Below are 24455 nucleotides of genomic sequence, written 5' to 3' on the forward strand. Positions count from 1 at the left end.
GCCCAAGTAGTACTCAGGTGACTGCCCATGACTGATTTACAGCTCGACGACTTCAAAACCGACGAAAACGCCGCCATGGTGTTGTTGGTGGACGATCAGGCAATGATCGGCGAGGCGGTGCGCCGCGGGTTGTCGAACGAAGAGAACATCGACTTCCACTTCTGCTCCGACCCGCACCAGGCCATCGCCCACGCGATCCGCATCAAACCGACGGTGATCCTCCAGGATCTGGTAATGCCCGGTCTTGACGGCTTGAGTCTGGTGCGCGAGTACCGCAACCATCCGGCGACCAAGGACATCCCGATCATTGTCCTGTCGACCAAGGAAGACCCGCTGATCAAGAGCGCGGCGTTTGCGGCCGGGGCCAATGATTACCTGGTGAAGTTGCCGGACAACATCGAACTGGTGGCGCGCATCCGCTATCACTCGCGCTCCTACATGACTTTATTGCAACGCGACGCCGCTTACCGCGCGTTGCGGGTCAGCCAGCAGCAGTTGCTCGACACCAACCTGGTGCTGCAACGCTTGATGAACTCAGACGGTCTGACCGGGCTGTCGAACCGCCGGCATTTCGACGAGTACCTGGAGCTTGAGTGGCGCCGTTCGCTGCGTGACCAGAGTCAACTGTCTCTGCTGATGATCGATGTCGACTACTTCAAGTCCTACAACGACAGCTTCGGCCACCTTGAAGGCGATGAAGCCCTGCGCAAAGTGGCCACGGCAATTCGTGATGCCAGCGCCCGACCTTCGGACCTGCCGGCCCGTTACGGCGGCGAAGAATTCGCCATGGTGCTGCCCAATACGTCGCCGGGCGGCGCGCGAATGGTCGCGGAAAAACTTCGCCAGACCGTGGCGGCATTGAAGATTCCGCACATTTTTCCGGCCGAAGGTTCGAGCCTGACCATCAGCATCGGCCTGTCGACCATGACCCCGCAACCGGGCGGCGATTGCCGTCAATTGATCTTGGCGGCGGACAAGGGGCTGTACCTGGCGAAGAACAATGGGCGTAATCAGGTGGGGATTGAGTGAGGATTGGTTGGGATTTTGTGCTGTGGCTTGAATCCACCCCTCACCCCAGCCCTCTCCCCACGGGGGAGAGGGGGAAAGGGAGCCGATCTCCATGGTTTTCGAGTCCTGAGTTCGGCTCGGTAATTCAGGTCGATGTAGCAAGAAGAACACCTCGGTCAGTCCCCTCTACCCTCTGGGGAGAGGGTTAGGGTGAGGGGAGCGATCTCAAGCCAGGCAAATAACCTCAATCCATTCGCCCCTAAAGCCGCCAGGCGGGCTGCCGTGACAGCCTGATTACGTTATACTCGCCGGCTTTCAAAAGTTCGCCAACGAGTGCTGCCCGCCATGGAAATCAACCCGATCCTTAACAGTATCAAGGACCTGTCCGAGCGCTCCGAAACTATTCGGGGGTATCTTTGACTACGATCAAAAGCATGAGCGTCTGACTGAAGTCAATCGCGAGCTTGAAGATCCGTCTGTCTGGAACAACCCGTCGTACGCTCAGGAACTGGGCCGCGAGCGATCCCTGCTGGCCCAGATCGTCGAAACCCTCGACGAAATGCATTCAGGCCTGGCCGACGCCAAAGACCTGTTGCTGATGTCCGCCGAAGAAGAAGACCAGGCCGCCGTCGATGACGTCGCTGCCGAAGTCGAGCGCCTGCGCGAGTCGCTGGAAAAACTCGAATTCCGTCGCATGTTCAGCGGTGAGATGGACGCCAACAACGCCTACCTGGACATCCAGGCCGGCTCCGGCGGCACCGAGGCCCAGGACTGGGCCAACATCCTGCTGCGCATGTACCTGCGCTGGGCTGACAAACGCGGTTTCGACGCGACCATCATGGAACTGTCGGCCGGTGAAGTCGCCGGGATCAAGGGCGCCACTGTCCACATCAAGGGCGAATATGCCTTTGGCTGGTTGCGTACTGAAATCGGCGTGCACCGTCTGGTGCGCAAGAGCCCGTTCGACTCCGGCAACCGTCGCCACACCTCGTTTTCGGCCGTATTCGTGTCGCCGGAAATCGATGACAACATCGAAATCGACATCAACCCGTCGGACCTGCGCATCGACACCTACCGCTCCTCCGGTGCCGGTGGTCAGCACGTAAACACCACCGACTCGGCCGTACGGATTACTCACGTACCGACCAACACCGTGGTCAGCTGCCAGAACGAACGCTCCCAGCACGCCAACAAAGACACCGCGATGAAAATGTTGCGGGCGCGCTTGTACGAGCAGGAAGTGCAGAAACGCAACGCCGCCTCCCAGGCCCTGGAAGACACCAAGTCGGACATCGGCTGGGGTCATCAGATTCGCTCTTACGTGCTCGATGCGTCGCGAATCAAGGATTTGCGCACTAACATCGAACGCAGTGACTGCGACAAGGTGCTCGACGGCGACATCGACGAATACCTGGTGGCCAGCTTGAAACAAGGGCTCTAAGGCACGCGCTACAGGGGTGTCGTGCCCCTGTAGGAGCGAGGCTTGCCCGCGAACCCTGCCGTCAGGCAGGGGCAACGAACCTGTGATGGAATTTTTAAAGACATGAGCGACCTAGAACTCGACCCGCAAGCCCTGCAACAGGAAGAAAACTCCCTGATCGCCCTGCGCAAGGAAAAGCTGGCTGCCGAGCGCGCCAAGGGCAATGCCTTCCCGAACGACTTCCGCCGCGACAACTACTGCGAAGACTTGCAGAAACAGTACGCGGACAAGACCAAGGAAGAGCTGGCAGAGGCTGCAATCCCGGTCAAGGTTGCCGGTCGCATCATGCTCAACCGTGGCTCGTTCATGGTGATCCAGGACATGTCCGGTCGCATCCAGGTTTACGTCAACCGTAAAACCCTGTCCGAAGAAACCCTGGCCGCGGTGAAAACCTGGGACCTGGGCGACATCATCGCCGCCGAAGGCACCCTGGCGCGTTCCGGCAAGGGCGACCTGTACGTCGAAATGACCAGCGTGCGCCTGCTGACCAAATCCCTGCGCCCGCTGCCGGACAAGCACCACGGCCTGACCGACACCGAATCCCGTTATCGTCAGCGTTACGTTGACCTGATCGTCAACGACGACGTGCGCCAGACTTTCCGCGTTCGTTCGCAAGTCATCGCGCACATCCGCAGCTTCCTGATGAAACGAGACTTCCTGGAAGTCGAAACACCGATGCTGCAAACCATTCCAGGCGGTGCAGCGGCCAAGCCGTTCGAAACACACCACAACGCCCTGGACATGGACATGTTCCTGCGCATCGCGCCGGAGCTGTACCTCAAGCGTCTGGTGGTCGGTGGTTTTGAAAAAGTGTTCGAGATCAACCGCAACTTCCGTAACGAAGGCGTTTCGACTCGTCACAACCCTGAATTCACCATGTTGGAGTTCTACCAGGCTTACGCCGACTACGAAGACAACATGGACCTGACCGAAGAGCTGTTCCGCGAACTGGCACAGCTGGTTCTGGGCAGCACCGACGTGCCTTACGGCGACAAAGTGTTCCACTTCGGCGAACCGTTCGTGCGTCTGTCGGTGTTCGACTCGATCCTCAAGTACAACCCTGAGCTGACCGCTGACGACCTGAACGACATAGACAAGGCTCGCGCCATCGCCAAGAAGGCCGGCGCCAAGGTGTTGGGCTTCGAAGGTCTGGGCAAATTGCAGGTGATGATTTTCGAAGAACTGGTCGAGCACAAGCTGGAACAGCCGCACTTCATCACTCAGTACCCGTTCGAAGTGTCGCCGCTGGCCCGTCGTAACGACGACAACCCGAACGTCACCGACCGTTTTGAACTGTTCATCGGTGGCCGTGAAATCGCCAACGCCTACTCCGAGTTGAACGACGCGGAAGACCAGGCCGAGCGCTTCATGGCGCAGGTGGCCGACAAGGACGCCGGCGACGATGAAGCCATGCATTACGACGCCGACTTCGTTCGCGCGCTGGAGTACGGCATGCCGCCAACGGCCGGTGAAGGTATCGGCATCGACCGTCTGGTGATGCTGTTGACCAACTCCCCGTCGATCCGCGACGTGATCCTGTTCCCGCACATGCGGCCACAAGCGTAAGTGTTTCAATAAAAAAGCCGCCTAAAACAGGCGGCTTTTTATTGCCTGTCTGGTACAAACGTATCAATTGGTTACTTTTGAAGTAAGGGAGGAATACCTGTCGTGAACCGTGCAATTGCTCAAGAGGGTGCAGCGGGCGTCGCCACTGCGGTCGCTGAAAGTGTTCAGTACCAGGGTCGCAAGGCCAGCCGACAGGGCAGTGAACAGCGTCGACAGGACATTCTCGATGCGGCGATGCGCATTGTCGTGCGCGATGGCGTGCGGGCCGTGCGTCACCGCGCAGTGGCCGCCGAGGCGGGTGTGCCGCTGTCGGCTACCACTTACTATTTCAAGGATATCGATGACCTGCTCACCGATACCTTTGCCCAATACGTGGAACGCAGCGCGGCGTTCATGGCCAAGTTGTGGGCCAACAACGAAGGCCTGCTGCGCGAGATGGTTGCCTATGGCGATGGCAGCCCCGAGTCGCGTTCACAGCTGGCTGACGATATCGCACGCCTGACTGCCGATTATGTGCAGCGCCAATTGCACAACCGTCGCGAGCACTTGATGGCCGAGCAGGCGTTCCGTCAGGAGGCCCTGTTGAACCCGCGCCTGGCGGAGTTGGTGCGCTCGCATCAGCAAATTCTTCTGCAAGGCACCTGCCATTTTTTCGAGGTGTTGGGTTCCCGCGAGCCACAACAGGATGCCAAAGTGTTGACGGCGATTATCGGACGGATGGAATATCAGGGCCTGCTCAACGACGCCGAGCCTGTCGCCGAAGCCGAAATGCTCGGCATCCTGACCCGCTACATGCATTTGGTATTGGCGTCGGTGTAACCCTCGCGGCGCAGCTACACCCTGTAGGAGCGAGGCTTGCCCGCGAAAGCGATGTTTCAGTCAACGTAGTTGTTGAATGTTAAACCGCCTTCGCGGGCAAGCCTCGCTCCTACAGGGGGCGGTGTTCACATGAGGTTCGCGTGTATTCAAAGGGAGTGTTGAATGAAAGCCTGGCGTGTCGTTGTGATCGCCTTGTCGTTCCTGCTGCTCAGTGGCTGTCTGGTGACCTTCAAGGAGCCGCTGCCCTCGAGTGAGCCCGCGCCTAAAGGGTTGCTCGGCAAATGGACCAGCACCAACGCCTGGGGCGAGCCGCTGAATCTGGAGCTGACACGCCTCGGCGACAATCACTATCAGGCCGTCAGCTACTTCAAGGCCAAACCCAAGGAGCGCGAAGCCTATCCCTTCACGGTGACCCGCCATGGCAGTCGCTGGTACCTGTCGGCCAAGGTGCCGGCGCAATTCGGTGGGCATTTCACGCTCTTGGGTTTTGAACTCACCGATAAGCATGAACTGGTGGTCTATAACCTCGACCTCGAGCAGATCAACCAGGCCCTGAGGCAAAAAGTCCTCAGCGGCGAAGGCTTCCAGACCGACGACGGCGACGGCGTGTTGATCAACAACAATCTGGACCAGGTCTTCGCCTACCTTGACGACCCGGCCAATTCCGATGTGTTCGTCGAGGCCGTGCGCTATCAGCGCCAGGCCAAAGCCAAATAAACCCAGCACGTAAACGGTTTTTCTACAGGAGTTTCGGGTGGACGATTACCAGCAGACGATACGCATGTTGTCCGATCGCATTGTGCTGGCGCAGACGCCGATTCGCGTCCTCGATGCCGTCAAGTGGGACGACAACATCCGCAAAGGTTTCCTCAAGGCCAAGGGCAAGGAAATGCCGGCGGTGGACCGCGATTACTACCTGAACCGGCCACTGGCGTTCGACTCCAGCAAGGTGAAGCTGGAATTCCAGAACATCGAACGCGACATCACCCGTCAGCTCGGACAGTTCAACCCGGTCGGCCAGATCATGCGCCGCATGTGCAAGGAATACCGCATGGTGGTGCGCATGCTCGAAGCGCGCGGCACCGAGGATTTCGGGCTGATTTCACAAGAGCTTTACGGTGCCGCTTCCGACGCGTTCCACGCCGGCGATCCGACCCTTTCCGACCTGGGCCTGATGCTTTCCGATTACCTGAACAACATCGATGGCCGTGGCGACCTGAAGGACGAACCGAAAATCCTCACCGCCAAGGAAGCCGTCCACCTGCTGCAAACCCGCTTGAACAAGGTATTCGGCGAGGCCGAGGAAACCATTCGCGTATTTGAGTCCGACGGGATCGTCGCCGATGCCGCGGCTGGCGCCGACTACATCAAGATTCGCGCCGACGCGATGTTCAACGACCGTGACGTGCGCGCTCTGGAAGTCCACGAAGGGCTGGTGCATGTGGGCACCACGCTCAATGGTCTGAACCAGCCGATCTGCACCTTCCTCTCCAAAGGTCCGCCGTCGTCGACAGTGACTCAGGAAGGCCTGGCGATCCTGATGGAAATCATCACGTTCGCCTCGTACCCGAGTCGTCTGCGCAAACTGACCAACCGCACCCGCGCCATTCACATGGTGGAGGAGGGCGCGGACTTCCTGCAGATCTTCGAGTTCTTCCGCGAGCAAGGTTTTGAAATGGCGGAAAGCTACGGCAACGCCAGTCGGGTTTTCCGTGGCTCGGTGCCGACAGGTCTGCCATTTACCAAAGACTTGTCTTACCTCAAGGGCTTTATCATGGTTTACAACTACATTCAGTTGGCCGTGCGTAAAGGCAAGCTTGAGCAGATACCGCTGCTGTTTTGCGGCAAGACCACGCTGGAAGACATGCGCACCTTGCGCCAGTTGGTGGATGAAGGGCTGGTGGTGCCACCCAAGTATCTGCCGGATCAGTTCCGTGACCTGAACGCGCTGTCGGCGTGGATGTGCTTCTCCAACTTCCTCAATCACCTGAGCCTGGACCGGATCGAAGCGGATTACTCGAACATCCTCTAACGATCACGAAATTCCCCTGTAGGAGTGAGCCTGCTCGCGATTGCGGTTCAACATTCAACATTGATGTTGACTGACACACCGCCATCGCGAGCAGGCTCACTCCTACAGGGATCTTTATTTCAATCCATTTTTGCGAGGTTTCAACGGATGAGATTCCTCGGCATTGTTTGCCTGCTCCTGACACTCGGCGGCTGCAGCTCGCTGCTGTTCTACCCCGAGCCCGGTCAGCTGTTTACCCCGGAAAAAGCCAAACTCGAGTACCGCGACGTCACCCTGACCACCGCCGACGGCCTCAAGCTGCACGGCTGGTGGTTGCCGGCCAAACAAGGTGTCGAGGTCAAAGGCACGGTGCTGCATTTGCACGGTAACGGCGGCAACCTGCCCATGCACCTTGGGGGGAGCTGGTGGTTACCGAAAGAAGGGTATCAAGTGCTGTTGCTGGACTATCGCGGCTACGGTCTGTCCGAGGGGGAGCCGACGCTGCCAGAGATCTATCAGGACATCGACGCCGCGTTCAAATGGCTCGATCAGGCGCCGGAGGTCAAAGGCAAGCCGCTGATTCTCCTGGGCCAAAGCCTAGGTGGTTCGATGGCCGTGCACTATCTGGTTCAGCACCCCGAACGCCAGAAACAACTCAAGGCCATTGTCCTCGACGGCGTGCCCGCCAGTTACCGCAGTATCGGTCAATTTGCCCTGAGCCATTCCTGGCTGACCTGGATGTTTCAGGTGCCGCTGTCCTGGCTGGTGCCGGACGGCGACAGCGCGATCCATTCCATGGCTCAGCTCAATGGCATGCCGAAACTGATCTATCACAGCATCGACGATCCGATCGTGCCCCTTTCCAACGGCATCCGTCTGTATCAAGCTGCGCCGCCGCCGCGGGTGCTGCAACTGACCCGTGGCGGTCATGTGCAGACGTTCGCCGATCCGGTCTGGCGCAAAGTCATGCTGCGTTTTCTCGATGACCCGCAGCATTTCAACGGTCTGCGCCGCCTGGGTGAAGTCCCGAATTACCCGGCGCCGAAAAATTCTGAAGATGAACCACCAGAGAGTCCGCAATGAGTGAAGAACGTAACGCCATCCCGCTGATCATCACCGGTATCTGCAGCATCCTCGGCACTGTCGGAGCCCTGTGGTTCTACGGCTACCTGCACTTCGCCAAACCCGAAGATGCGCTGCTGCTCAGCGACTTCACCATGCTCAAGACGGTGCCGGGCGAAGACTACAAAGTCTCGCTGGAGCCGGCCCCGCAAGTCGCGCAATGCATCGATGGCGTGCTGGTGATGTTCGACACCGAGCAGAAAGGCCTGAGCGGTGTGTTGGTCAACAACAAGAAAAAAGCCGTGCGCTGCATGGGTGAGGAAACCCCGCAGAAGCTGCAACCGTAGCGCCCGATCTTAAAAACAAAAGCCCCGCCTGATCGACTCAGGCGGGGCTTTTGTGTTTCAGCAGACGATACTTAGTTCGAGCTGACCGCCGAACGCGGGATCACCGGCTGGTTGTCATTGGAAATGGTCACTTCCACCCGACGGTTCATCGCACGACCGGAGACGCTGTCGTTCTCGGCCACCGGGTATTCCTTGCCGTAACCCTGCGCCACGATACGCGCTGGATCAACGCCCATTTTCACCAGCGCCATGCGCACGGAACCGGCACGACGCTCGGACAGCGACTGGTTGTGGTTCGCGGTGCCTGTGCTGTCGGTGTAACCCTCGACGATCGCTTTGCGATCAGGGTTTTCCGAGAGGAATTGCGCCAGTTTGTTGATATTCACCAGACCGCTGGACTTCAGATCAGCCCTGTCAGTGGCAAACAACACATCACCGAACGTCACCAAGGTACCTCGATCGGTCTGCTTGGCGTTCAGGCTGTCCTGCAATTGCTTGATCTGCGCGTCGCGAGCATCCAGACGAGCCTGGGCACGCTGCGCGGAAGCATTTTTCAGATTGGCTTCGGCGTTGCGCAGGGCGATGGTCTGCTTCGCCACTTCAACACGTTGATTGGTCAGGTAAGCCAGTTGATCGACCTTGGCCTGGTCCTCTTTGTCCTGGTAAGCCTTGTCGGCCTTGTCCAGGTAATCGCTGGCTTCTTTGGTTTCCAGCGCCGCGACCTTGCTGGCTTGCGGGTTGGTTTGCAGGCCGGTGTAGTTGGTGCGAGCCTGTTCCAGGTTCGCGTTGGGCGGCGTGGAGCAGGCAGCCAGTGCAACGCTCGCGGCCAGCAGGGCAGGGATCATCAATTGTTTACGCATGGTGGTTTCGTCCTTTTAATCGAGTAAGAAGTACGTCTTGCCGGCCGCTTATTGCACGGTGCGCTGGCTTTCCTGACGCAGTTCTTGAACACCTTTCTGAGAGTCCTTCACAGCCTGTTCAGCCTTGATAGCCTGGGCCTTGCGCTCAGCCACGCGAGCGTCCCACTCGGCCTGTTCGGCCAGGACTTTGGCTTCGGCATACTTCTTGTCGTGCAGGGCGATTTCGGCTTGTTTGAGCTTGTCCTGGGCGGATTTCATTTCCACCGCCGCAAACTCGGTACCGCCGGCACTGACGGCGCTGTTGACCGCCGATTCCGTCACGGCGAATTGCTCGCTTGGCGGGTTACCGGCACAACCGGCCAGAACGAAGCTGCTGCCGATGGCCAGTGCAGCCAGTTTCAGGCTACGCAGAGGGGGGAACGAGGATTTGGCAGTTCGGGTCTTCATGGTCTTCAACTCCATTGGAAAAACTCCTGAAAAACTTAAAAATCCATCCTGGGCAAGGAGCCGCAACCTTCAATTTCCGGGGGTGTTTCAAAACGGCCGTCCCAGGCGTGGTTAATGGGTGTGACCCGAGAGGTTTTTCGAAAGTTCAGAGAATATGGCCCATTGCCCGAAATACTTTGACCGAGCGGACAAGTCTCTAAGCCGGGAATTCTTATCGCGAGCAGCAGTGTTCCCGGCCCTGTAGGGGCCAGGAATACGCATTTTGGGAGGGGGAAAGAAGTGCGGTAATCAGTGTTTCTGTTTGTCGTCGACGGCCGACAAGTCGTGCAAATGACGACGGGACAATGCGAGAAAACGTGGAGTCGGACCGATGTCTTCGTACAGCGGATCACCTTCTTCGTCGGTGGCCACGACGGTTGAGCCCTTCACGTACGGGAAGCTTTTTTCGAGCTCTTCCAGGGCGGCGCCGATCAGTTCGCCGAGCAGTTCTTCGGGCTGCCGTTTGGGGTACATATCGATAATGGCCGCCAGTCGTGCGGCGGCTTCCACATCCAGATGAATCGAGTATCCGGTGTCGGTCAGGCGACCCTTGGCGTTTTCTTCCCAGTGATGGGCAAGCTCGCGGATTTTCATAGTGACCTCAATGCGCACCTGCTCGTGGCAGGCAGTGTCAGTGTCCGGCAATCGCCGGCGGCAGCCGTTGTAAGGCTTACTCTTCAGACTAGCTTTAACGCCCAAGGTTTAAAGTCCCTTCGTCGTCTAATGCCGTTGGGGGGATTGGGTGTATATCCGTTTCTGCGGTGATGGCTGATTACGGTTTCGCTTTTACAGCGAGTCACTTTCGAAAAGCGCGAAAGTAACCAAAGCGCTTTTGCCACTTTCGTTCGGTGCCTCGCCTAGGCTCGGCATGCCCTCGCTCCGGTCCTGCTCCGTGGGCCCGCCGCCATCGGCCATCCATGGCCGGGGGCGGCTAACCCGGCATCCATGCCGGGTTGCCCACTGCGCAGAACCTCCACTCGGCCTCTCGAGGCGGCGGTGCATCAAGATCAAAAGCGGCAGGCGAGCTAACGCTCGGCCTGTTGAGTGGTGAGAAGCGTGCGTACACCCCCTCCCCCCTGTAGGAGCTGTCGAGCGAAGCGAGGCTGCGATCTTTTGATCTTGCCGTTGCTGTTGCTTTGCTTTGGCTTCAGATCTGCCGCCCCTTTCCCAGAGGCCGAACGCAGGCGTTGCGCAGGGGGCACCGCGGCAAGGATGCCGCGGTAGCCGCCCCCGGCCATGGATGGCCGATGGCGGCGGGCCCCCGGAGCAATGCCGGAGTGAGGGCATGCCGAGCCTAGGCGAGGCACCGAATGGCGGGGCAAGAGCCCTTGGTTACTTGGGGCTTTTCCAAGTGACTCGCTGTAAGAGCGAAACCGCCAGCCGCCATCACCGCAGAAACGGATATGTCCCCCACCAACCCCAATCCCCAATCACAAAAACTTTCTCAGGCGAACAGCATTCCCTCAGTCGTCCGCTTGTAAGAACCGCTTTACAACGGCACTCTCTAACTCAAGAGCATGGACACCAAGTCACCCGGATTTTCGCTGGAGAACTGCTGATGACCGATATTGATGCACGCTTGCGCGAAGATGTTCACCTGTTGGGTGAGCTGTTGGGCAACACCATTCGTGAACAGTACGGGGACGGATTTCTCGACAAGATCGAGCAGATCCGCAAGGGCGCCAAGGCCGACCGTCGCGGTTCGATGGACGCTGAACTGAGCGCCAGCCTCAACCAATTGAGCGAAGAAGAGTTGCTGCCGGTGGCGCGGGCGTTCAACCAGTTCCTCAACCTGGCCAATATCGCCGAGCAATATCAGCTGATTCACCGTCGCGAAGAGTCGCAGCCTGCACCGTTCGAAGCGCGAGTACTGCCGGAACTGCTCGCTCGGCTCAGCGCTGAGGGCCACAGCGCCGAATCCCTGGCCCGCCAACTGGGGCGGCTGGAGATCGAACTGGTCCTCACCGCGCACCCGACCGAAGTCGCGCGCCGTACACTGATCCAGAAATACGACGCGATTGCCGCACAACTGGCCGCCCAGGACCATCGCGACCTGACCACTGCCGAACGCGAGCAGATCCACACGAAGTTGCAGCGCCTGATCGCCGAAGCCTGGCACACCGAAGAAATCCGCCGCACCCGCCCAACCCCAGTGGACGAAGCCAAGTGGGGCTTCGCGGTGATCGAGCATTCGCTGTGGCAGGCGATCCCCAACTATTTGCGCAAGGCTGATAAAGCCCTGCATGACGCCACTGGCCTGCACCTCCCACTGGAGGCAGCGCCGATTCGCTTTGCCTCGTGGATGGGCGGCGACCGGGACGGCAACCCCAACGTGACCGCTGCCGTAACCCGTGAAGTCTTGCTGCTGGCGCGCTGGATGGCCGCGGACTTGTACCTGCGCGATGTCGATCACCTGGCGGCCGAGTTGTCGATGCAGCAGGCCAGCGACGACTTGAAGGCCAAGGCCGGGGACAGCGCCGAACCTTACCGTGCGGTGCTTAAACAGCTGCGTGAACGCCTGCGCGCGACGCGTAACTGGGCTCACGCCGCCTTGACGACGACCACGCCGGCACCCGCCGATGTGTTGCAAAACAACCGCGAACTGCTCGATCCGCTGGAGCTGTGCTACCACTCGCTGCATGAGTGCGGCATGGGCGTGATCGCCGATGGGCCGCTGCTCGATTGCCTGCGCCGGGCGGTGACGTTTGGGTTGTTCCTGGTGCGGCTCGATGTGCGTCAGGACTCGACGCGACATACCGCGGCCATGACCGAAATCACCGATTACCTGGGCCTGGGCCGCTACGAGGACTGGAGCGAGGAAGAGCGCATCGCCTTCCTGATGCGCGAACTGAACAACCGCCGGCCGTTGCTGCCTGCGTACTTCAAGCCATCGGCGGACACCGCTGAAGTGCTGGCGACCTGCCGGGAAGTCGCTGCCGCGCCGGGTGCTTCGCTCGGTTCGTATGTGATCTCCATGGCTGGCGCCGCTTCCGACGTGCTGGCCGTGCAACTGCTGCTCAAAGAGTCTGGCGTGTTGCGGCCGATGCGCGTGGTGCCGCTGTTCGAAACCCTTGCCGACCTCGACAACGCCGGCCCGGTAATCGAAAAACTGTTGCTGCTGCCCGGTTATCGCTCGCGCCTGCAAGGGCCGCAGGAAGTGATGATCGGCTACTCCGACTCGGCCAAGGACGCCGGCACGACGGCGGCGGCCTGGGCGCAGTATCGGGCGCAGGAGCGCTTGGTCGACATCTGTCGCGAGCAACAAGTAGAACTGCTGTTGTTCCACGGTCGTGGTGGCACCGTGGGGCGCGGCGGCGGTCCGGCGCACGCAGCGATTCTGTCGCAGCCACCGGGTTCGGTGGCGGGGCGTTTCCGTACCACCGAGCAGGGGGAAATGATTCGTTTCAAATTTGGCCTGCCGGACATCGCCGAGCAGAACCTCAACCTGTACCTGGCAGCGGTATTGGAAGCGACCTTGTTGCCGCCGCCGCCACCAGAGCCGGCCTGGCGCAATCTGATGGACGAATTGGCGGCTGACGGTGTCAGTGCTTATCGCGCCGTGGTGCGGGAAAACCCGCAGTTCGTTGAGTATTTCCGTCAGTCCACCCCTGAACAGGAACTGGGACGCTTGCCGTTGGGCAGTCGCCCGGCCAAGCGTCGCGCTGGCGGGATTGAAAGCCTGCGGGCGATCCCGTGGATCTTCGGCTGGACCCAGACGCGTCTGATGTTGCCGGCGTGGCTCGGCTGGGAAGCTGCGTTGAGCAAGGCGCTGGAGCGCGGCGAAGGCGAGCTGCTGGGGCAGATGCGCGAGCAGTGGCCGTTCTTCCGCACGCGCATCGATATGCTGGAAATGGTGTTGGCCAAGGCCGATGCCGATATCGCCCGGTCCTACGATGAGCGTTTGGTCGAGCCGGATCTGCTCCCTTTGGGTGCGCATTTACGCGACCTATTGTCGCAGGCCTGCTCGGTGGTCCTGGGGCTGACCGGTCAGTCTCAGCTACTGGCACATAGCCCAGCCACGCTTGAATTCATCCGCTTGCGCAACACTTACCTCGACCCTCTTCATCTATTGCAGGCTGAGTTGTTGGCGCGTTCGCGACAACAGGAAGTGGCGCAGGGCAGCCCGGTAGAACAGGCGCTGCTGGTGTCTGTGGCGGGGATTGCCGCCGGTTTGCGTAATACCGGCTAAGGTTTTCGTCGTGGGGCAAGGCACTCGGCGTGAGCGTCGAGTTGCCTGTGGGCGAGGGGTTGAAAAGTGCTGCCAGGCGACAGTTAGTGATGGGGTTGCGACTAGGGTTACCCCGACGAAAGGCCACATCAGGCGCGGGTTTCTCCGACTTTCGGCGGCTTGTGTGCTCCGGGCCTGCTGTGTATCTTGATCAGCCTTTGACCGTTTGGGCGGTCACGACCCTTTTTTTGAGATTGGCCCCACGAGGCGAATCTGACGTTATTTATATAAAAAATTGAGGAGCACATCGATGCGCGTCATTCTGCTGGGAGCTCCCGGGGCCGGTAAAGGTACTCAGGCTAAGTTCATCACCGAAAAATTCGGTATCCCGCAAATCTCCACCGGCGACATGCTGCGTGCCGCGGTCAAGGCCGGCACCGAGCTGGGCCTGATCGCCAAGAGCGTCATGGACAGCGGTGGTCTGGTTTCCGATGACCTGATCATCAACCTGGTCAAGGAGCGCATCAGCCAAGCCGATTGCGCCAACGGTTTCCTGTTCGACGGTTTTCCGCGCACCATTCCTCAGGCTGAAGCCCTGGTGAAAGCCGGCGTGGAGCTGGATCACGTGCTGGAAATCGACGTTAAAGACGAAGACATCGTTCAGCGTATCGCTGGCCGTCGTGTTCACGAGGCCAGCGGCCGCGTGTACCACATCGTCTACAACCCGCCAAAAATTGCCGGTAAAGACGACATCACCGGCGACGAACTGGTGCAGCGCAAAGACGACACTGAAGAAACCGTGCGTCATCGCCTGTCGGTCTACCACGCCCAGACTGAGCCTCTGGTGAAGTTTTACCAGGAGCTGTCCGCCGCTCAAGGCAAACCGAAGTACAGCCACGTCGAAGGTGTTGGCTCGGTTGAAGTGATCACCGGCAAGGTGCTTGAAGCACTGAGCTGAAAAGTCTGAATCGCTTCATCTTCTACGGCCCGCTTGCGGGCCGTAGTTGTTTATACTGGCGCACTTTTTCTGACCTCTCTTACGGAAACATCGATGAGCACCTTGCTGGCCCTGGACACCGCGACTGAAGCTTGCTCCGTTGCCTTGCTGCATGACGGCAAAGTCACGAGTCATTACGAGGTGATCCCGCGCCTGCATGCGCAGAAGTTGCTGCCGATGATTCAGCAACTGCTGGCGGATGCCGGGACCACGTTGCAAGCCGTCGATGCCATCGCGTTCGGACGTGGTCCGGGTGCCTTCACCGGCGTGCGGATCGCCATCGGCGTGGTGCAGGGGCTGGCGTTTGCGCTGGATCGCCCGGTGTTGCCGGTGTCGAACCTGGCCGTGCTGGCGCAGCGGGCCTATCGCGAACATGGCGTGAGCCAGGTCGCGGCCGCCATCGATGCGCGCATGGACGAAGTGTATTGGGGTTGCTACCGCGAAACGGCGGGGGAGATGCGGCTGGTCGGCAACGAAGCAGTGCTTGCGCCGGAAGTGGCCGCGTTGCCGGCTGACGCCAGCGGTGAGTGGTTTGGCGCCGGCACTGGGTGGGGTTATGCCGAGCGAATCGCCGTCAGCCTGACCGGGCAGGATGCGGGCATGCTGCCTCACGCCGAGGACTTGCTGACCCTGGCGCGTTTTGCCTGGGCGCGTGGTGAGGCGATCGTGGCAGATGAGGCTCAACCGGTGTACTTGCGCGATAAAGTCGCCACCCCAAAAGCACGTTGATCCGCATTGCTTTTGTGGCGAGGGAGCTTGCTCCCGCTGGGCTGCGAAGCGGCCCCAATTGTAGGCAGGTACACCGCGCAGCCTGATTTTACGACTGCTTCGCAGCCGGACGGGAGCAAGCTCCCTCGCCACAATGAGTATTCCAAGTCAGCCAATCGTCGTTTTATATCCCCGGCTTTTAAACCTTTTCCATTTTCTGTGTTCTAGTTATCACTCGGCGGTTTGCGAAGCGGACTATGCGCCACTAAACTGCCATCATTGATCCCGGACATGTACTCATGCGTATAGACGGCGTTCCCTCCCAGTCCTACCCCATCAAACGCAAGCCTCGCAAAGGTCCTGTGGCGGAGGATGACTACGTCGATATCGATATCGATGGCGAGCTGGAAATTCCATCCGAAGAGCAACTGGCCGCCCGCGCTGCCAAAGCCTCTGCGCAACGCTTGAGCAATCTCCCCGCCCGTCAACAAGACATGCTTTATCACCGTGCCATGAGCAGCAGTGTCGCGAAGGCCCTGGCCAGCTACCTGAGCACCGCCGGTTTTGTCGATTGGGATTCGGATGTGCTGGGCCTCGATCTTTACATCTGATGCGGCTGCCTTACTACCTGGGCTGTCCGTCCTGGAGTGAAAACGCCTGGCGCGACTACCTGTATCCGCTGGACGCCAAACCCGCCGAATTTCTGAGTCTCTATTCCCAAGTATTCAACGCCGTGGAAGGCAATACGACCTTCTACGCGAGCCCGGCTGCGACCACTGTGCAGCGTTGGGCCGAAACCATGCCCGAACACTTTCGCTTCACTGCCAAGTTCCCCGGTGACATCAGCCACGGCGGTGACCTGCGCGAACAATTGACCGCGGCCGAAACCTTCCTGCAATTGCTCAGCCCCCTCGGCGAACGGGCTTCACCGCTGTGGCTGCAGCTGTCCAAAAGTTTCACGCCGCAGCGGCTGTCGGAGCTTGCCGGATTTATTGATGCCGTTGACCGGCCTCTGGCGGTTGAAGTGCGGCATGACGAGTTCTTCGCCAAGGGCGATGCCGAGCGAATGCTTAATCGTCTGCTGCTGGATCGCGGTGTCGAGCGGATCTGCCTCGATCCCCGCGCGCTGTTCAGCTGCACATCGACCGATCCTTCTGTACTTCACGCCCAATCGAAAAAGCCCAGGGTGCCGCCCCGTCCGGCCGCCTTCACGCAATGTCCGCAGGTGCGCTTCATCGGCCATCCGCAACTTGAGGCCAACGACCCGTTCCTGGTGCCGTGGGTCGAGAAAATCGCCGTGTGGATCGAAGAGGGGCGTACGCCCTATATCTTCCTGCACACCGCCGACAATTTACTGGCCGCCAAACTGGCGCAACGTTTTCACGCAAAACTGATGCTGCGTTTACCTGGCCTGCCGCCGCTGCCTGAGCTATACAGAGAGCCCGCTGCCGAGCAACTTGGCCTGCTCTGAAGCGGATTCCTTGCCCTTTTCAGGAGCCTGCCAATGGATGCGCAAACCCTTCGAGCCCAAGCGTTTAAAGCACTGCACGAACGCGCGGGGGCTTTTGTCATTCCCAACCCATGGGACGCCGGCTCGGCGAAAATGCTCGCCAGCCTTGGTTTCGAAGCGCTGGCGACCACCAGTGCCGGATACGCCTTTTCCAACGCCCGCCCCGATGGCGCGCTGACGCTGGACGACACCCTGGCAAACGTTCGGGCGATTGTCGCGGCCACTGATCTGCCCGTCGCCGTCGACCTGGAAAACGGCTTCGCTGACGATCCAGCCGAATGCGCACAGAGTATTTTGCGTGCGGCAGAGGCCGGCGCGGTCGGCGGTTCAATCGAAGATGCCACGGGCCGTGAAGAAGCGCCGATCTACTGCTTCGAGCATGCCGTCGCGCGGATCAAGGCTGCGGTGGCAGCGGCTCGTAGCTTGCCGTTTCCCTTCATGTTGACCGCGCGAGCGGAGAACTTTCTACACGGCAATCCTGATCTCGCCGATACCATTCGCCGCTTGCAGGCGTTTGCCGAGGCGGGTGCCGACGTACTTTATGCGCCGGGTCTGCGCAGTGCTGAAGACGTATTGGCGGTGGTCCGCGCCGTGGCGCCGAAACCGGTCAATGTGTTGATGTCTGGCGGACTGAAATTGACGGTCGAGCAGTTGAGCGAAATGGGCGTCAAACGTATCAGCGTCGGTTCGGCGCTGGCCTTGGCAGCGTACGGTGAGTTCTTCCGCGCTGCTGAAGAGATCAAGACGTCGGGCACCTTCGGATTCACATCGCGATCCATGCCGTACGCCCAGGCCAATCAATTGTTCAAAGGCTGACGATCGCAGAGGTTCAAGCGGCTATGCGCAGGTTTTGCAGGACGATCGGGCGAGCCCAGCCGTTATCGAAGTCGAGTTGTTTCTGTTGCTCCACCAGCTCTTCGGGCGAGAACGGCGGGAATGGCTTGTCCAGCAGATCGAGTTCGAATTCGGCGATCGGCAGGTGCAGCGGACGCGGTTGCGGTGCGGCGCCAGGCACTGGCAGCGGTTGACCGGCCGTGAGCACGATCGGGCGGACCCAGCGGCTTTCGAAGTCTTGTTGTTTCTGTTGAGCGACGATTTCTTGTGCCGGGAACGGTGGGAAAGGTTTGTCGGCCAGGTCCATTTCGAACTCGGCAATCGGCAGGAACAGCGGCTCGGGCGGGCGGACCTCGGTTTCTTTCACATCGCATTCGCGCTGGGAAATGATGTGCGCCAGCAGTTCGCTGCCAACGGTGGGTTCGACTGGGCTATCAAGATCGACCGGTGGAAAGTTGAGAGAAGCCGGTACGACATCGCCCGACTGATCGGCCAGGGCCTGGGCAAAGAAATCCTGCCACAGGTGACTGACGCTGCTCAGTGCTTGGGAGTTTCGTAGGCCAAAATCGCCGTGGGGCGAGATGTAGTCTATCGATGTGCGTTGAATGTCTGACATTTCTCTCGGTCGACGCTCAGCTCTGGCAAAATGCTCGATAGTTTTGTTATCGGCCGTTTTTGCCGATCATTAATTTTTTGAGCGTGTTTTCCCATGATTGAGCAACCTGCGGCCTGCCGCATCCATGTCGAGGCCTTGGCCGCGACTTTTCAGCCACAGGCCGAACAATGGGCCGAGCGCCTGGGTTTGCCGATGCAGGTGGATGACGGTGAGTTTGCCTTGCAGGTCGGTGACCAGGGTTTGCAGCTGCAGCAACTGGGCCCGGACGCACCGGGGCCGGTGCGGGTGGACTTTGTCGAGGGCGGTGCGGCCCATCGTCGCTTGTACGGCGGTGGTAGCGGTCAGATGATCGCCAAGGCTGTCGGGGTTGCCCAAGGCGTGCGTCCGCGCGTGCTGGATGCCACGGCGGGGCTGGGCAAGGATGCGTTCGTGCTGGCGAGCCTGGGCTGCGAGATGAGCCTGATTGAGCGTCAGCCGCTGATTGGCGCGTTGCTTGAAGATGGCCTGGCGCGCGGTGCGGAAGACTTTGACGTGGCGCCGATCGTGGCGCGGATGCGCTTGCTCAAGGGCAATTCGATCGAGGTGATGCGCAATTGGGAAGGCGAGCCGCCGCAGGTGATCTACCTCGACCCGATGTTTCCCCATCGTGAGAAGACGGCCTTGGTGAAGAAGGAAATGCGCCTGTTCCGGCCGCTGGTAGGCGATGACCCGGATGCGCCTGCACTGCTCGAAGCGGCGTTGGCGTTGGCCAGCCACCGGGTGGTGGTCAAGCGCCCGCGCAAGGCGCCATGCATCGAAGGGCCGAAACCGAGTCATGCGCTGGACGGTAAATCCAGCCGGTATGACATTTACCCGAAGAAGGCGCTCAAGCCCTGATACCGAGGCGCGCCCTTCGCGAGCAAGCCCGCTCCCACAGGGGATCTATGGTGGTGCATAGATCCAATGTGGGAGCGGGCTTGCTCGCGAAGGGGGCAGACCAGGCAACCAAACCTTATCAGGCTGTCTCAGGCCTGTAGGCCCGCATAAACAACCCCACCACTTCCTGCACATGGCTCTCGGCCGCATCCCCGGTCAGCGGCTCGCCACAGCCATAAAGCAGCCTGAAATTCCCCGCCCCCTTGAGCAGGCAGAAAAAATGCTCGGCCGCATTGCGTGGCTTGTCGATGCTCAACGCACCGCTCTGATCAACCTTGCTCAGCAACCGTTCCATGCCCTGCAGCATGCGCTCAGGCCCGGCCTCGAAGAAGATCAGCGAGAGTTTCGGGTCCTGGCTGCCCAGCGTCATCATCAGCCGATGCAAGTTGACCGATTCGTCGCTATTGATCAGCTGATGAAAGCCGCGCGCGATGTTCAACAGCACCGTTTCTACGGCAGTGCCGTCCGGCAATTCGAAAAACAGCGTCGGCAACTGCTCTTCGCACTTGGCCATCACGGCGGCGGAGAACAGCGTCTCTTTGTCGTTGAAGTGGCTGTAGACCGTCAGCTTCGACACGCCGGCCTCGGCCGCGACGGCGTCCATGCTGGTATTCGCATAACCCTTGCTCAGAAACAGAATTTTCGCCGCATCGAGGATCGCCTGGCGCTTGGCCAGATCCTTGGGACGGCCCGGGCCGTTAGGTACTGAAAGATTGTTAGGCATATGCGCTTTTAATACTGGACTGGTGAGTTTGCTATTAATAACATACTGCTCAGTATAATTATTCCAAGCACCATTAGCGAAAGGTCCTTCACCATGTTCCGCTATGCCTTGCCCCTCGCGTTGCCAGTCAGTCTGGCGTTTTTATTGTCTGCGTGTGGTCACGAAGAGGCGCCCCAAGTCACCGTTCGCCCGGCCATGGTCGTGCAGCCAGAGCCCTCGGCCCAGGCGATGGAGAGCTTTCCCGGTGAAGTCCGCGCTCGCTTTGAGCCAGACCTGGCGTTTCGCATTGGCGGCAAAGTCAGTCGACGACTGGTCGAAGAGGGGCAGCGGGTCAAGGCCGACCAACCTCTGGCGGAGCTCGATCCTCAAGACGTGCGCCTGCAACTGGAAGCCACCCGTGCCCAGGTCGCCGCTGCCGAGGCCAACCTGAACCTGGTGCGCGCCGAGCGTGATCGCTACAAGACCCTGATGGACCGTCAGATGGTCAGCCGTTCGCAGTTCGACAACTCCGAAAACCTTTACCGATCCGGTGAAGCACGCCTCAAGCAAATCAAAGCCGAATTCAACGTTTCGACCAATCAGGCCAGTTACGCCGTACTGCGTGCACCTCAGGATGGTGTTGTGGCTAAACGCGCGGTTGAAGTCGGGCAAGTGGTAGCGGCGGGGCAAACCGTATTTACCCTCGCCACCGATGGCGAGCGCGAAGTGTTGATCAGCTTGCCGGAGCAGAGCTTTGGCCGCTTCAAGGTCGGTCAGCCAGTGTCGGTGGAACTCTGGACCCAACCCGACCAACGTTTTGCCGGGCGCATCCGTGAGCTGTCGCCCGCTGCCGATCCAAAATCGCGCACCTTTGCCGCCCGCATCGCGTTCACTGGCGGCAAGGTCCCCGCTGAACTCGGTCAGAGCGCCCGGGTGTTCGTCCAGACCTCCGATGTGGTGCCGCTGTCGGTGCCGCTTTCCGCGCTGACCGCAGAAAACGGCGCGACCTACGTCTGGGTCGTCAACGCCAACAACACCCTGAAGAAAACCCCGGTCCGGGTCGGAGCCTTCGGCGAGAAAACCGTACCCGTGCTCGAAGGCCTGAATGCCAGCGATTGGGTGGTGGCCGCTGGCGTCCATGTGCTGCTTGAAGGGCAGCAAGTGCGCCCGGTGGATCGCTCCAACCGCGTGGTCAATCTGGCGGACAAGGAGTAATCCCCGATGGGTTTCAATCTTTCCGAATGGGCGCTGCGTAATCGCCAGATCGTACTGTTCCTGATGCTCTTGCTGGCCATTGTCGGCGCACTGTCCTACACCAAACTCGGCCAAAGTGAAGACCCGCCGTTCACCTTCAAGGCCATGGTGATTCGGACCAACTGGCCGGGGGCCACGGCTCAGGAAGTGTCGCGTCAGGTCACTGAGCGTATTGAAAAGAAACTGATGGAAACCGGCGAGTACGAACGCATCGTTTCGTTCTCCCGTCCGGGCGAATCCCAGGTGACGTTCGTCGCCCGTGATTCCATGCACTCGGTGGAAATCCCGGACCTCTGGTATCAGGTTCGCAAGAAGATCGGTGACATTCGTCAGACCCTGCCACCGGGCATCCAGGGGCCATTCTTCAATGATGAGTTCGGCACAACGTTTGGCAATATCTACGCGCTGACGGGCGAAGGCTTTGATTACGCGGTGCTCAAGGACTACGCCGATCGCGTGCAGATTCAGCTGCAACGGGTCAAGGATGTGGGCAAGGTCGATCTGCTCGGGTTACAGGACGAGAAGATCTGGATCGAACTCTCCAACGTCAAACTCGCCACCCTCGGCCTACCGTTGGCGGCGGTGCAGCAAGCCCTTGAAGAGCAGAACGCGGTGTCCACCGCCGGGTTCTTCGAGACCACCAGTGAGCGATTGCAGCTACGCGTCTCGGGGAATTTTCAGACGGTCGAAGAGATCAAGAACTTCCCGATCCGCGTTGGTGATCGCACCTTCCGCATCGCCGATGTGGCGGATGTGCGCCGGGGGTTCAACGATCCGCCAGCGCCGAGCATGCGCTTCATGGCGGAAAACGCCATTGGACTGGCCGTGGCCATGAAGGACGGTGGCGACATTCTGGTGCTGGGCAAGGCCTTGGAAATCGAGTTCGACCGGATCCAGAAAAACCTGCCTGCCGGTATGCAGCTGCGCAAGGTCTCCGACCAGCCCGCCGCCGTGAAAAGCAGTGTCGGTGAGTTTGTTCAGGTGCTGGTGGAAGCACTGGCCATCGTCTTGCTGGTGAGCTTCTTCTCCCTCGGCGTGCGCACCGGCATGGTGGTCGCGCTGGCGATTCCTTTGGTATTGGCGATGACCTTCGCCTGCATGTATTACCTGGGCATCGGCCTGCACAAGATTTCCCTCGGGGCATTGGTGCTGGCGCTGGGTTTGTTGGTGGACGACGCGATCATCGCCGTGGAAATGATGGCGATCAAAATGGAGCAGGGCTTCGACCGGATCAAGGCGGCCAGTTACGCCTGGACCAGCACCGCCTTCCCGATGCTCACCGGTACGCTGATCACCGCCGCCGGCTTCCTGCCGATTGCCACGGCGCAATCGGGTACGGGCGAATACACCCGTTCGATCTTCCAGGTGGTGACCATCGCGTTGCTGGCCTCGTGGGTGGCCGCCGTTGTGTTTGTGCCTTATCTGGGGGAAAAACTCCTGCCGGATCTGGCGAAGATTCATGCAGCTAAACATGGCACAGGTCAGCCGGACCCATACGGCACTCCGTTCTATCAGCGTGTCAGACGCTTGGTGGAATGGTGCGTGCGCTGGCGTAAAACCGTCATCGTGCTGACCGTGGTGCTGTTCATCGGCTCCATCGTGCTGTTTCGCTTTGTACCGCAACAGTTCTTCCCGGCATCGGGTCGTCTGGAGTTGATGGTCGATCTGAAACTGGCGGAAGGGGCCTCATTGAGCCACACCCGCGATGAGGTCAAACGCCTCGAAGCACTGCTCAAGGATCACGCTGGTATCGATAACTATGTCGCTTATGTGGGCACCGGTTCGCCACGTTTTTACCTGCCGCTCGATCAACAACTTCCTGCAGCAAGCTTCGCCCAGTTTGTCGTCCTGGCCAAAACCATCGAGGAGCGCGAAGTCCTGCGCACCTGGCTGATCGAAGCCCTCAAGGAACAATTCCCGGCCCTGCGCGCGCGGGTGACACGTCTGGAGAACGGGCCACCGGTTGGCTATCCGATGCAGTTCCGGGTCACCGGTGAGCACATAGAGGAAGTCCGCGCACTGGCCCGAAAAGTGGCGGCCAAGGTTCGCGAGAATCCGCATGTGGTCAACGTCCATCTGGATTGGGAAGAACCGAGCAAAGTCGTTTATCTGAACGTCGATCAGGACCGCGCCCGGGCGCTTGGCGTGAGCACCGCGAACCTGTCGAAGTTCCTGCAAAGCTCTCTGACCGGTTCCAGCGTCAGCCAGTACCGTGAAGACAACGAATTGATCGAGATTCTGTTGCGCGGCACGTTGCACGAACGCACTGAGCTGTCATTGCTGCCAAGCCTGGCGGTGCCGACTGATAACGGTCGCAGCGTGGCGCTGTCGCAAATCGCGACCCTGGAATACGGCTTTGAAGAAGGCATCATCTGGCACCGCAACCGCTTGCCGAACGTGACAGTGCGCGCCGACATCTACGGCAAGGAACAACCGGCGACGCTGGTGAAGCAGATCATGCCGACCCTCGATCCGATTCGCGCCGAACTGCCGGACGGGTATTTGCTGGAGGTCGGTGGCACGGTGGAAGACTCGGCTCGCGGGCAGAATTCGGTGAAGGCCGGTGTGCCGCTTTTTATCGTGGTGGTGCTGACATTGCTGATGCTGCAACTGCGCAGTTTCTCACGCACGGTAATGGTGTTTCTGACGGCGCCTTTGGGTTTGATCGGTGTGACCTTGTTCCTGATGGTGTTCCGTCAGCCGTTCGGTTTCGTCGCCATGCTCGGTACCATCGCGCTGTCCGGGATGATCATGCGTAACTCGGTGATTCTGGTGGACCAGATCGAGCAGGACATTGCCTCCGGGCTCAAGCCTTGGCAGGCGATTATTGAAGCCACGGTGCGGCGTTTCCGGCCGATTGTGTTGACTGCACTCGCGGCGGTGCTGGCGATGATTCCGCTGTCGCGGAGCGTGTTTTTCGGGCCGATGGCGGTGGCGATCATGGGCGGGTTGATTGTGGCGACGGCGTTGACGTTGCTGTTTTTGCCGGCGCTGTATGCGGCGTGGTTCAGGATAAAAAAGGACCCGGCCTGACGTCCTACATGTATTTCAGATCCCTCTGATATTGAGTCATAGGGGTCTGAATGCTGTACTCAAGACTCAGTTTTACGA

General features: G+C 59.7%; 22 protein-coding genes. 17 read left to right on the top strand and 5 right to left on the bottom strand.

The window, feature by feature from the left end; all coding sequences use genetic code 11:
* The first annotated feature begins 27 nt into the window (after positions 1 to 27).
* From ABH912_RS26305 to ABH912_RS26340, 8 genes are all read left to right on the top strand, one after another.
* Positions 28 to 1029 (top strand): response regulator, encoded by a 1002-nt coding sequence (locus tag ABH912_RS26305; RefSeq protein ID WP_033056357.1) that lies wholly within the window; start codon positions 28 to 30, stop codon positions 1027 to 1029.
* Between the two features lie 324 nt (positions 1030 to 1353).
* Positions 1354 to 2449, top strand: a protein-coding gene (prfB, locus tag ABH912_RS26310) for a peptide chain release factor 2 (protein ID WP_095920368.1) whose coding sequence is annotated in 2 segments (ribosomal slippage) — positions 1354 to 1425 and positions 1427 to 2449 — 1095 coding nt in all. Because the reading frame shifts where the segments join, the coding sequence is not laid out codon by codon here.
* 102 nt (positions 2450 to 2551) lie between these two features.
* A complete protein-coding gene (lysS, locus tag ABH912_RS26315; RefSeq protein ID WP_429511969.1) occupies positions 2552 to 4054 on the top strand; it encodes a lysine--tRNA ligase in 1503 nt (500 codons plus the stop codon).
* 102 nt (positions 4055 to 4156) lie between these two features.
* Positions 4157 to 4873: a TetR/AcrR family transcriptional regulator gene (locus ABH912_RS26320; protein WP_429511970.1), complete on the top strand. Its 717-nt coding sequence runs from the start codon at positions 4157 to 4159 to the stop codon at positions 4871 to 4873.
* A gap of 162 nt (positions 4874 to 5035) precedes the next feature.
* On the top strand, positions 5036 to 5590 hold the full coding sequence (locus ABH912_RS26325; RefSeq protein WP_046053313.1) for a hypothetical protein: 555 nt from the start codon (positions 5036 to 5038) through the stop codon (positions 5588 to 5590).
* 64 nt (positions 5591 to 5654) lie between these two features.
* Positions 5655 to 6905, top strand: a complete 1251-nt coding sequence (locus ABH912_RS26330; protein ID WP_177338882.1) for a flavohemoglobin expression-modulating QEGLA motif protein — start codon at positions 5655 to 5657, stop codon at positions 6903 to 6905.
* 147 nt (positions 6906 to 7052) lie between these two features.
* The gene (locus tag ABH912_RS26335; protein ID WP_033056346.1) at positions 7053 to 7967 is read left to right on the top strand and encodes an alpha/beta hydrolase; all 915 of its coding nucleotides are present in this window, start codon (positions 7053 to 7055) and stop codon (positions 7965 to 7967) included.
* Positions 7964 to 8293, top strand: coding sequence for a hypothetical protein (locus ABH912_RS26340; RefSeq protein WP_033056344.1), 330 nt, complete (start codon positions 7964 to 7966; stop codon positions 8291 to 8293). The genes ABH912_RS26335 and ABH912_RS26340 overlap by 4 nt, the downstream gene beginning before the upstream one ends.
* 71 nt (positions 8294 to 8364) lie before the next feature.
* Here the strand turns inward: ABH912_RS26340 and ABH912_RS26345 are convergent, their stop codons facing one another.
* The 3 genes from ABH912_RS26345 to ABH912_RS26355 form a co-directional block, all read right to left on the bottom strand.
* On the bottom strand, positions 8365 to 9153 hold the full coding sequence (locus tag ABH912_RS26345; protein WP_033056342.1) for an OmpA family protein: 789 nt from the start codon (positions 9151 to 9153) through the stop codon (positions 8365 to 8367).
* A 48-nt stretch (positions 9154 to 9201) separates the two neighbouring features.
* A complete protein-coding gene (locus tag ABH912_RS26350) occupies positions 9202 to 9615 on the bottom strand; it encodes a DUF4398 domain-containing protein (protein ID WP_033056340.1) in 414 nt (137 codons plus the stop codon).
* 273 nt (positions 9616 to 9888) lie between these two features.
* Positions 9889 to 10233, bottom strand: a complete 345-nt coding sequence (locus ABH912_RS26355) for a pilin assembly protein (protein ID WP_429513166.1) — start codon at positions 10231 to 10233, stop codon at positions 9889 to 9891.
* Positions 10234 to 11197: 964 nt separating this feature from the next.
* On the opposite strand from ABH912_RS26355, the gene ppc reads away from it, so the two are divergent.
* The 6 genes from ppc to ABH912_RS26385 all read left to right on the top strand — a co-directional run bounded on the left by ppc (position 11198) and on the right by ABH912_RS26385 (position 17838).
* Positions 11198 to 13828 (top strand): phosphoenolpyruvate carboxylase, encoded by a 2631-nt coding sequence (gene ppc / locus ABH912_RS26360; RefSeq protein WP_033056336.1) that lies wholly within the window; start codon positions 11198 to 11200, stop codon positions 13826 to 13828.
* Positions 13829 to 14117: 289 nt separating this feature from the next.
* Positions 14118 to 14765: an adenylate kinase gene (gene adk / locus ABH912_RS26365; RefSeq protein WP_008156862.1), complete on the top strand. Its 648-nt coding sequence runs from the start codon at positions 14118 to 14120 to the stop codon at positions 14763 to 14765.
* Between the two features lie 93 nt (positions 14766 to 14858).
* Entirely contained in the window at positions 14859 to 15533 is a 675-nt protein-coding gene (tsaB, locus tag ABH912_RS26370) for a tRNA (adenosine(37)-N6)-threonylcarbamoyltransferase complex dimerization subunit type 1 TsaB (RefSeq protein ID WP_033056334.1), read from the top strand.
* Positions 15534 to 15811: 278 nt separating this feature from the next.
* The gene (locus ABH912_RS26375; protein ID WP_033056332.1) at positions 15812 to 16123 is read left to right on the top strand and encodes a hypothetical protein; all 312 of its coding nucleotides are present in this window, start codon (positions 15812 to 15814) and stop codon (positions 16121 to 16123) included.
* Positions 16123 to 16983 carry a DUF72 domain-containing protein gene (locus ABH912_RS26380; protein ID WP_429511971.1) on the top strand — a complete coding sequence of 287 codons (861 nt, stop codon included), beginning with the start codon at positions 16123 to 16125 and terminating at the stop codon, positions 16981 to 16983. Before ABH912_RS26375 ends, ABH912_RS26380 begins: the two co-directional genes overlap by 1 nt.
* A 33-nt stretch (positions 16984 to 17016) precedes the next feature.
* Positions 17017 to 17838 carry an isocitrate lyase/PEP mutase family protein gene (locus ABH912_RS26385; RefSeq protein WP_033056328.1) on the top strand — a complete coding sequence of 274 codons (822 nt, stop codon included), beginning with the start codon at positions 17017 to 17019 and terminating at the stop codon, positions 17836 to 17838.
* A 13-nt stretch (positions 17839 to 17851) separates the two neighbouring features.
* On the opposite strand, the gene ABH912_RS26390 is transcribed toward ABH912_RS26385, so the two are convergent.
* On the bottom strand, positions 17852 to 18472 hold the full coding sequence (locus ABH912_RS26390; RefSeq protein WP_429511972.1) for an energy transducer TonB: 621 nt from the start codon (positions 18470 to 18472) through the stop codon (positions 17852 to 17854).
* Between the two features lie 93 nt (positions 18473 to 18565).
* Here ABH912_RS26390 and ABH912_RS26395 point away from each other — a divergent pair, with 93 nt between their 5' ends.
* Positions 18566 to 19348, top strand: coding sequence for a class I SAM-dependent methyltransferase (locus ABH912_RS26395; RefSeq protein WP_033056325.1), 783 nt, complete (start codon positions 18566 to 18568; stop codon positions 19346 to 19348).
* 118 nt (positions 19349 to 19466) lie between these two features.
* On the opposite strand, the gene ABH912_RS26400 is transcribed toward ABH912_RS26395, so the two are convergent.
* Complete coding sequence (locus ABH912_RS26400; protein ID WP_033056324.1) at positions 19467 to 20111, bottom strand: TetR/AcrR family transcriptional regulator; 645 nt, start codon at positions 20109 to 20111, stop codon at positions 19467 to 19469.
* Between the two features lie 93 nt (positions 20112 to 20204).
* On the opposite strand from ABH912_RS26400, the gene ABH912_RS26405 reads away from it, so the two are divergent.
* Positions 20205 to 21305, top strand: a complete 1101-nt coding sequence (locus tag ABH912_RS26405; RefSeq protein WP_429511973.1) for an efflux RND transporter periplasmic adaptor subunit — start codon at positions 20205 to 20207, stop codon at positions 21303 to 21305.
* Between the two features lie 6 nt (positions 21306 to 21311).
* Positions 21312 to 24377: an efflux RND transporter permease subunit gene (locus ABH912_RS26410; protein ID WP_033056321.1), complete on the top strand. Its 3066-nt coding sequence runs from the start codon at positions 21312 to 21314 to the stop codon at positions 24375 to 24377.
* The last annotated feature ends 78 nt before the right edge of the window (positions 24378 to 24455 follow it).

This window comes from Pseudomonas sp. BT76 TE3572, from assembly GCF_050435365.1.
GTDB classification, from domain to species: domain Bacteria; phylum Pseudomonadota; class Gammaproteobacteria; order Pseudomonadales; family Pseudomonadaceae; genus Aquipseudomonas; species Aquipseudomonas fluorescens_W.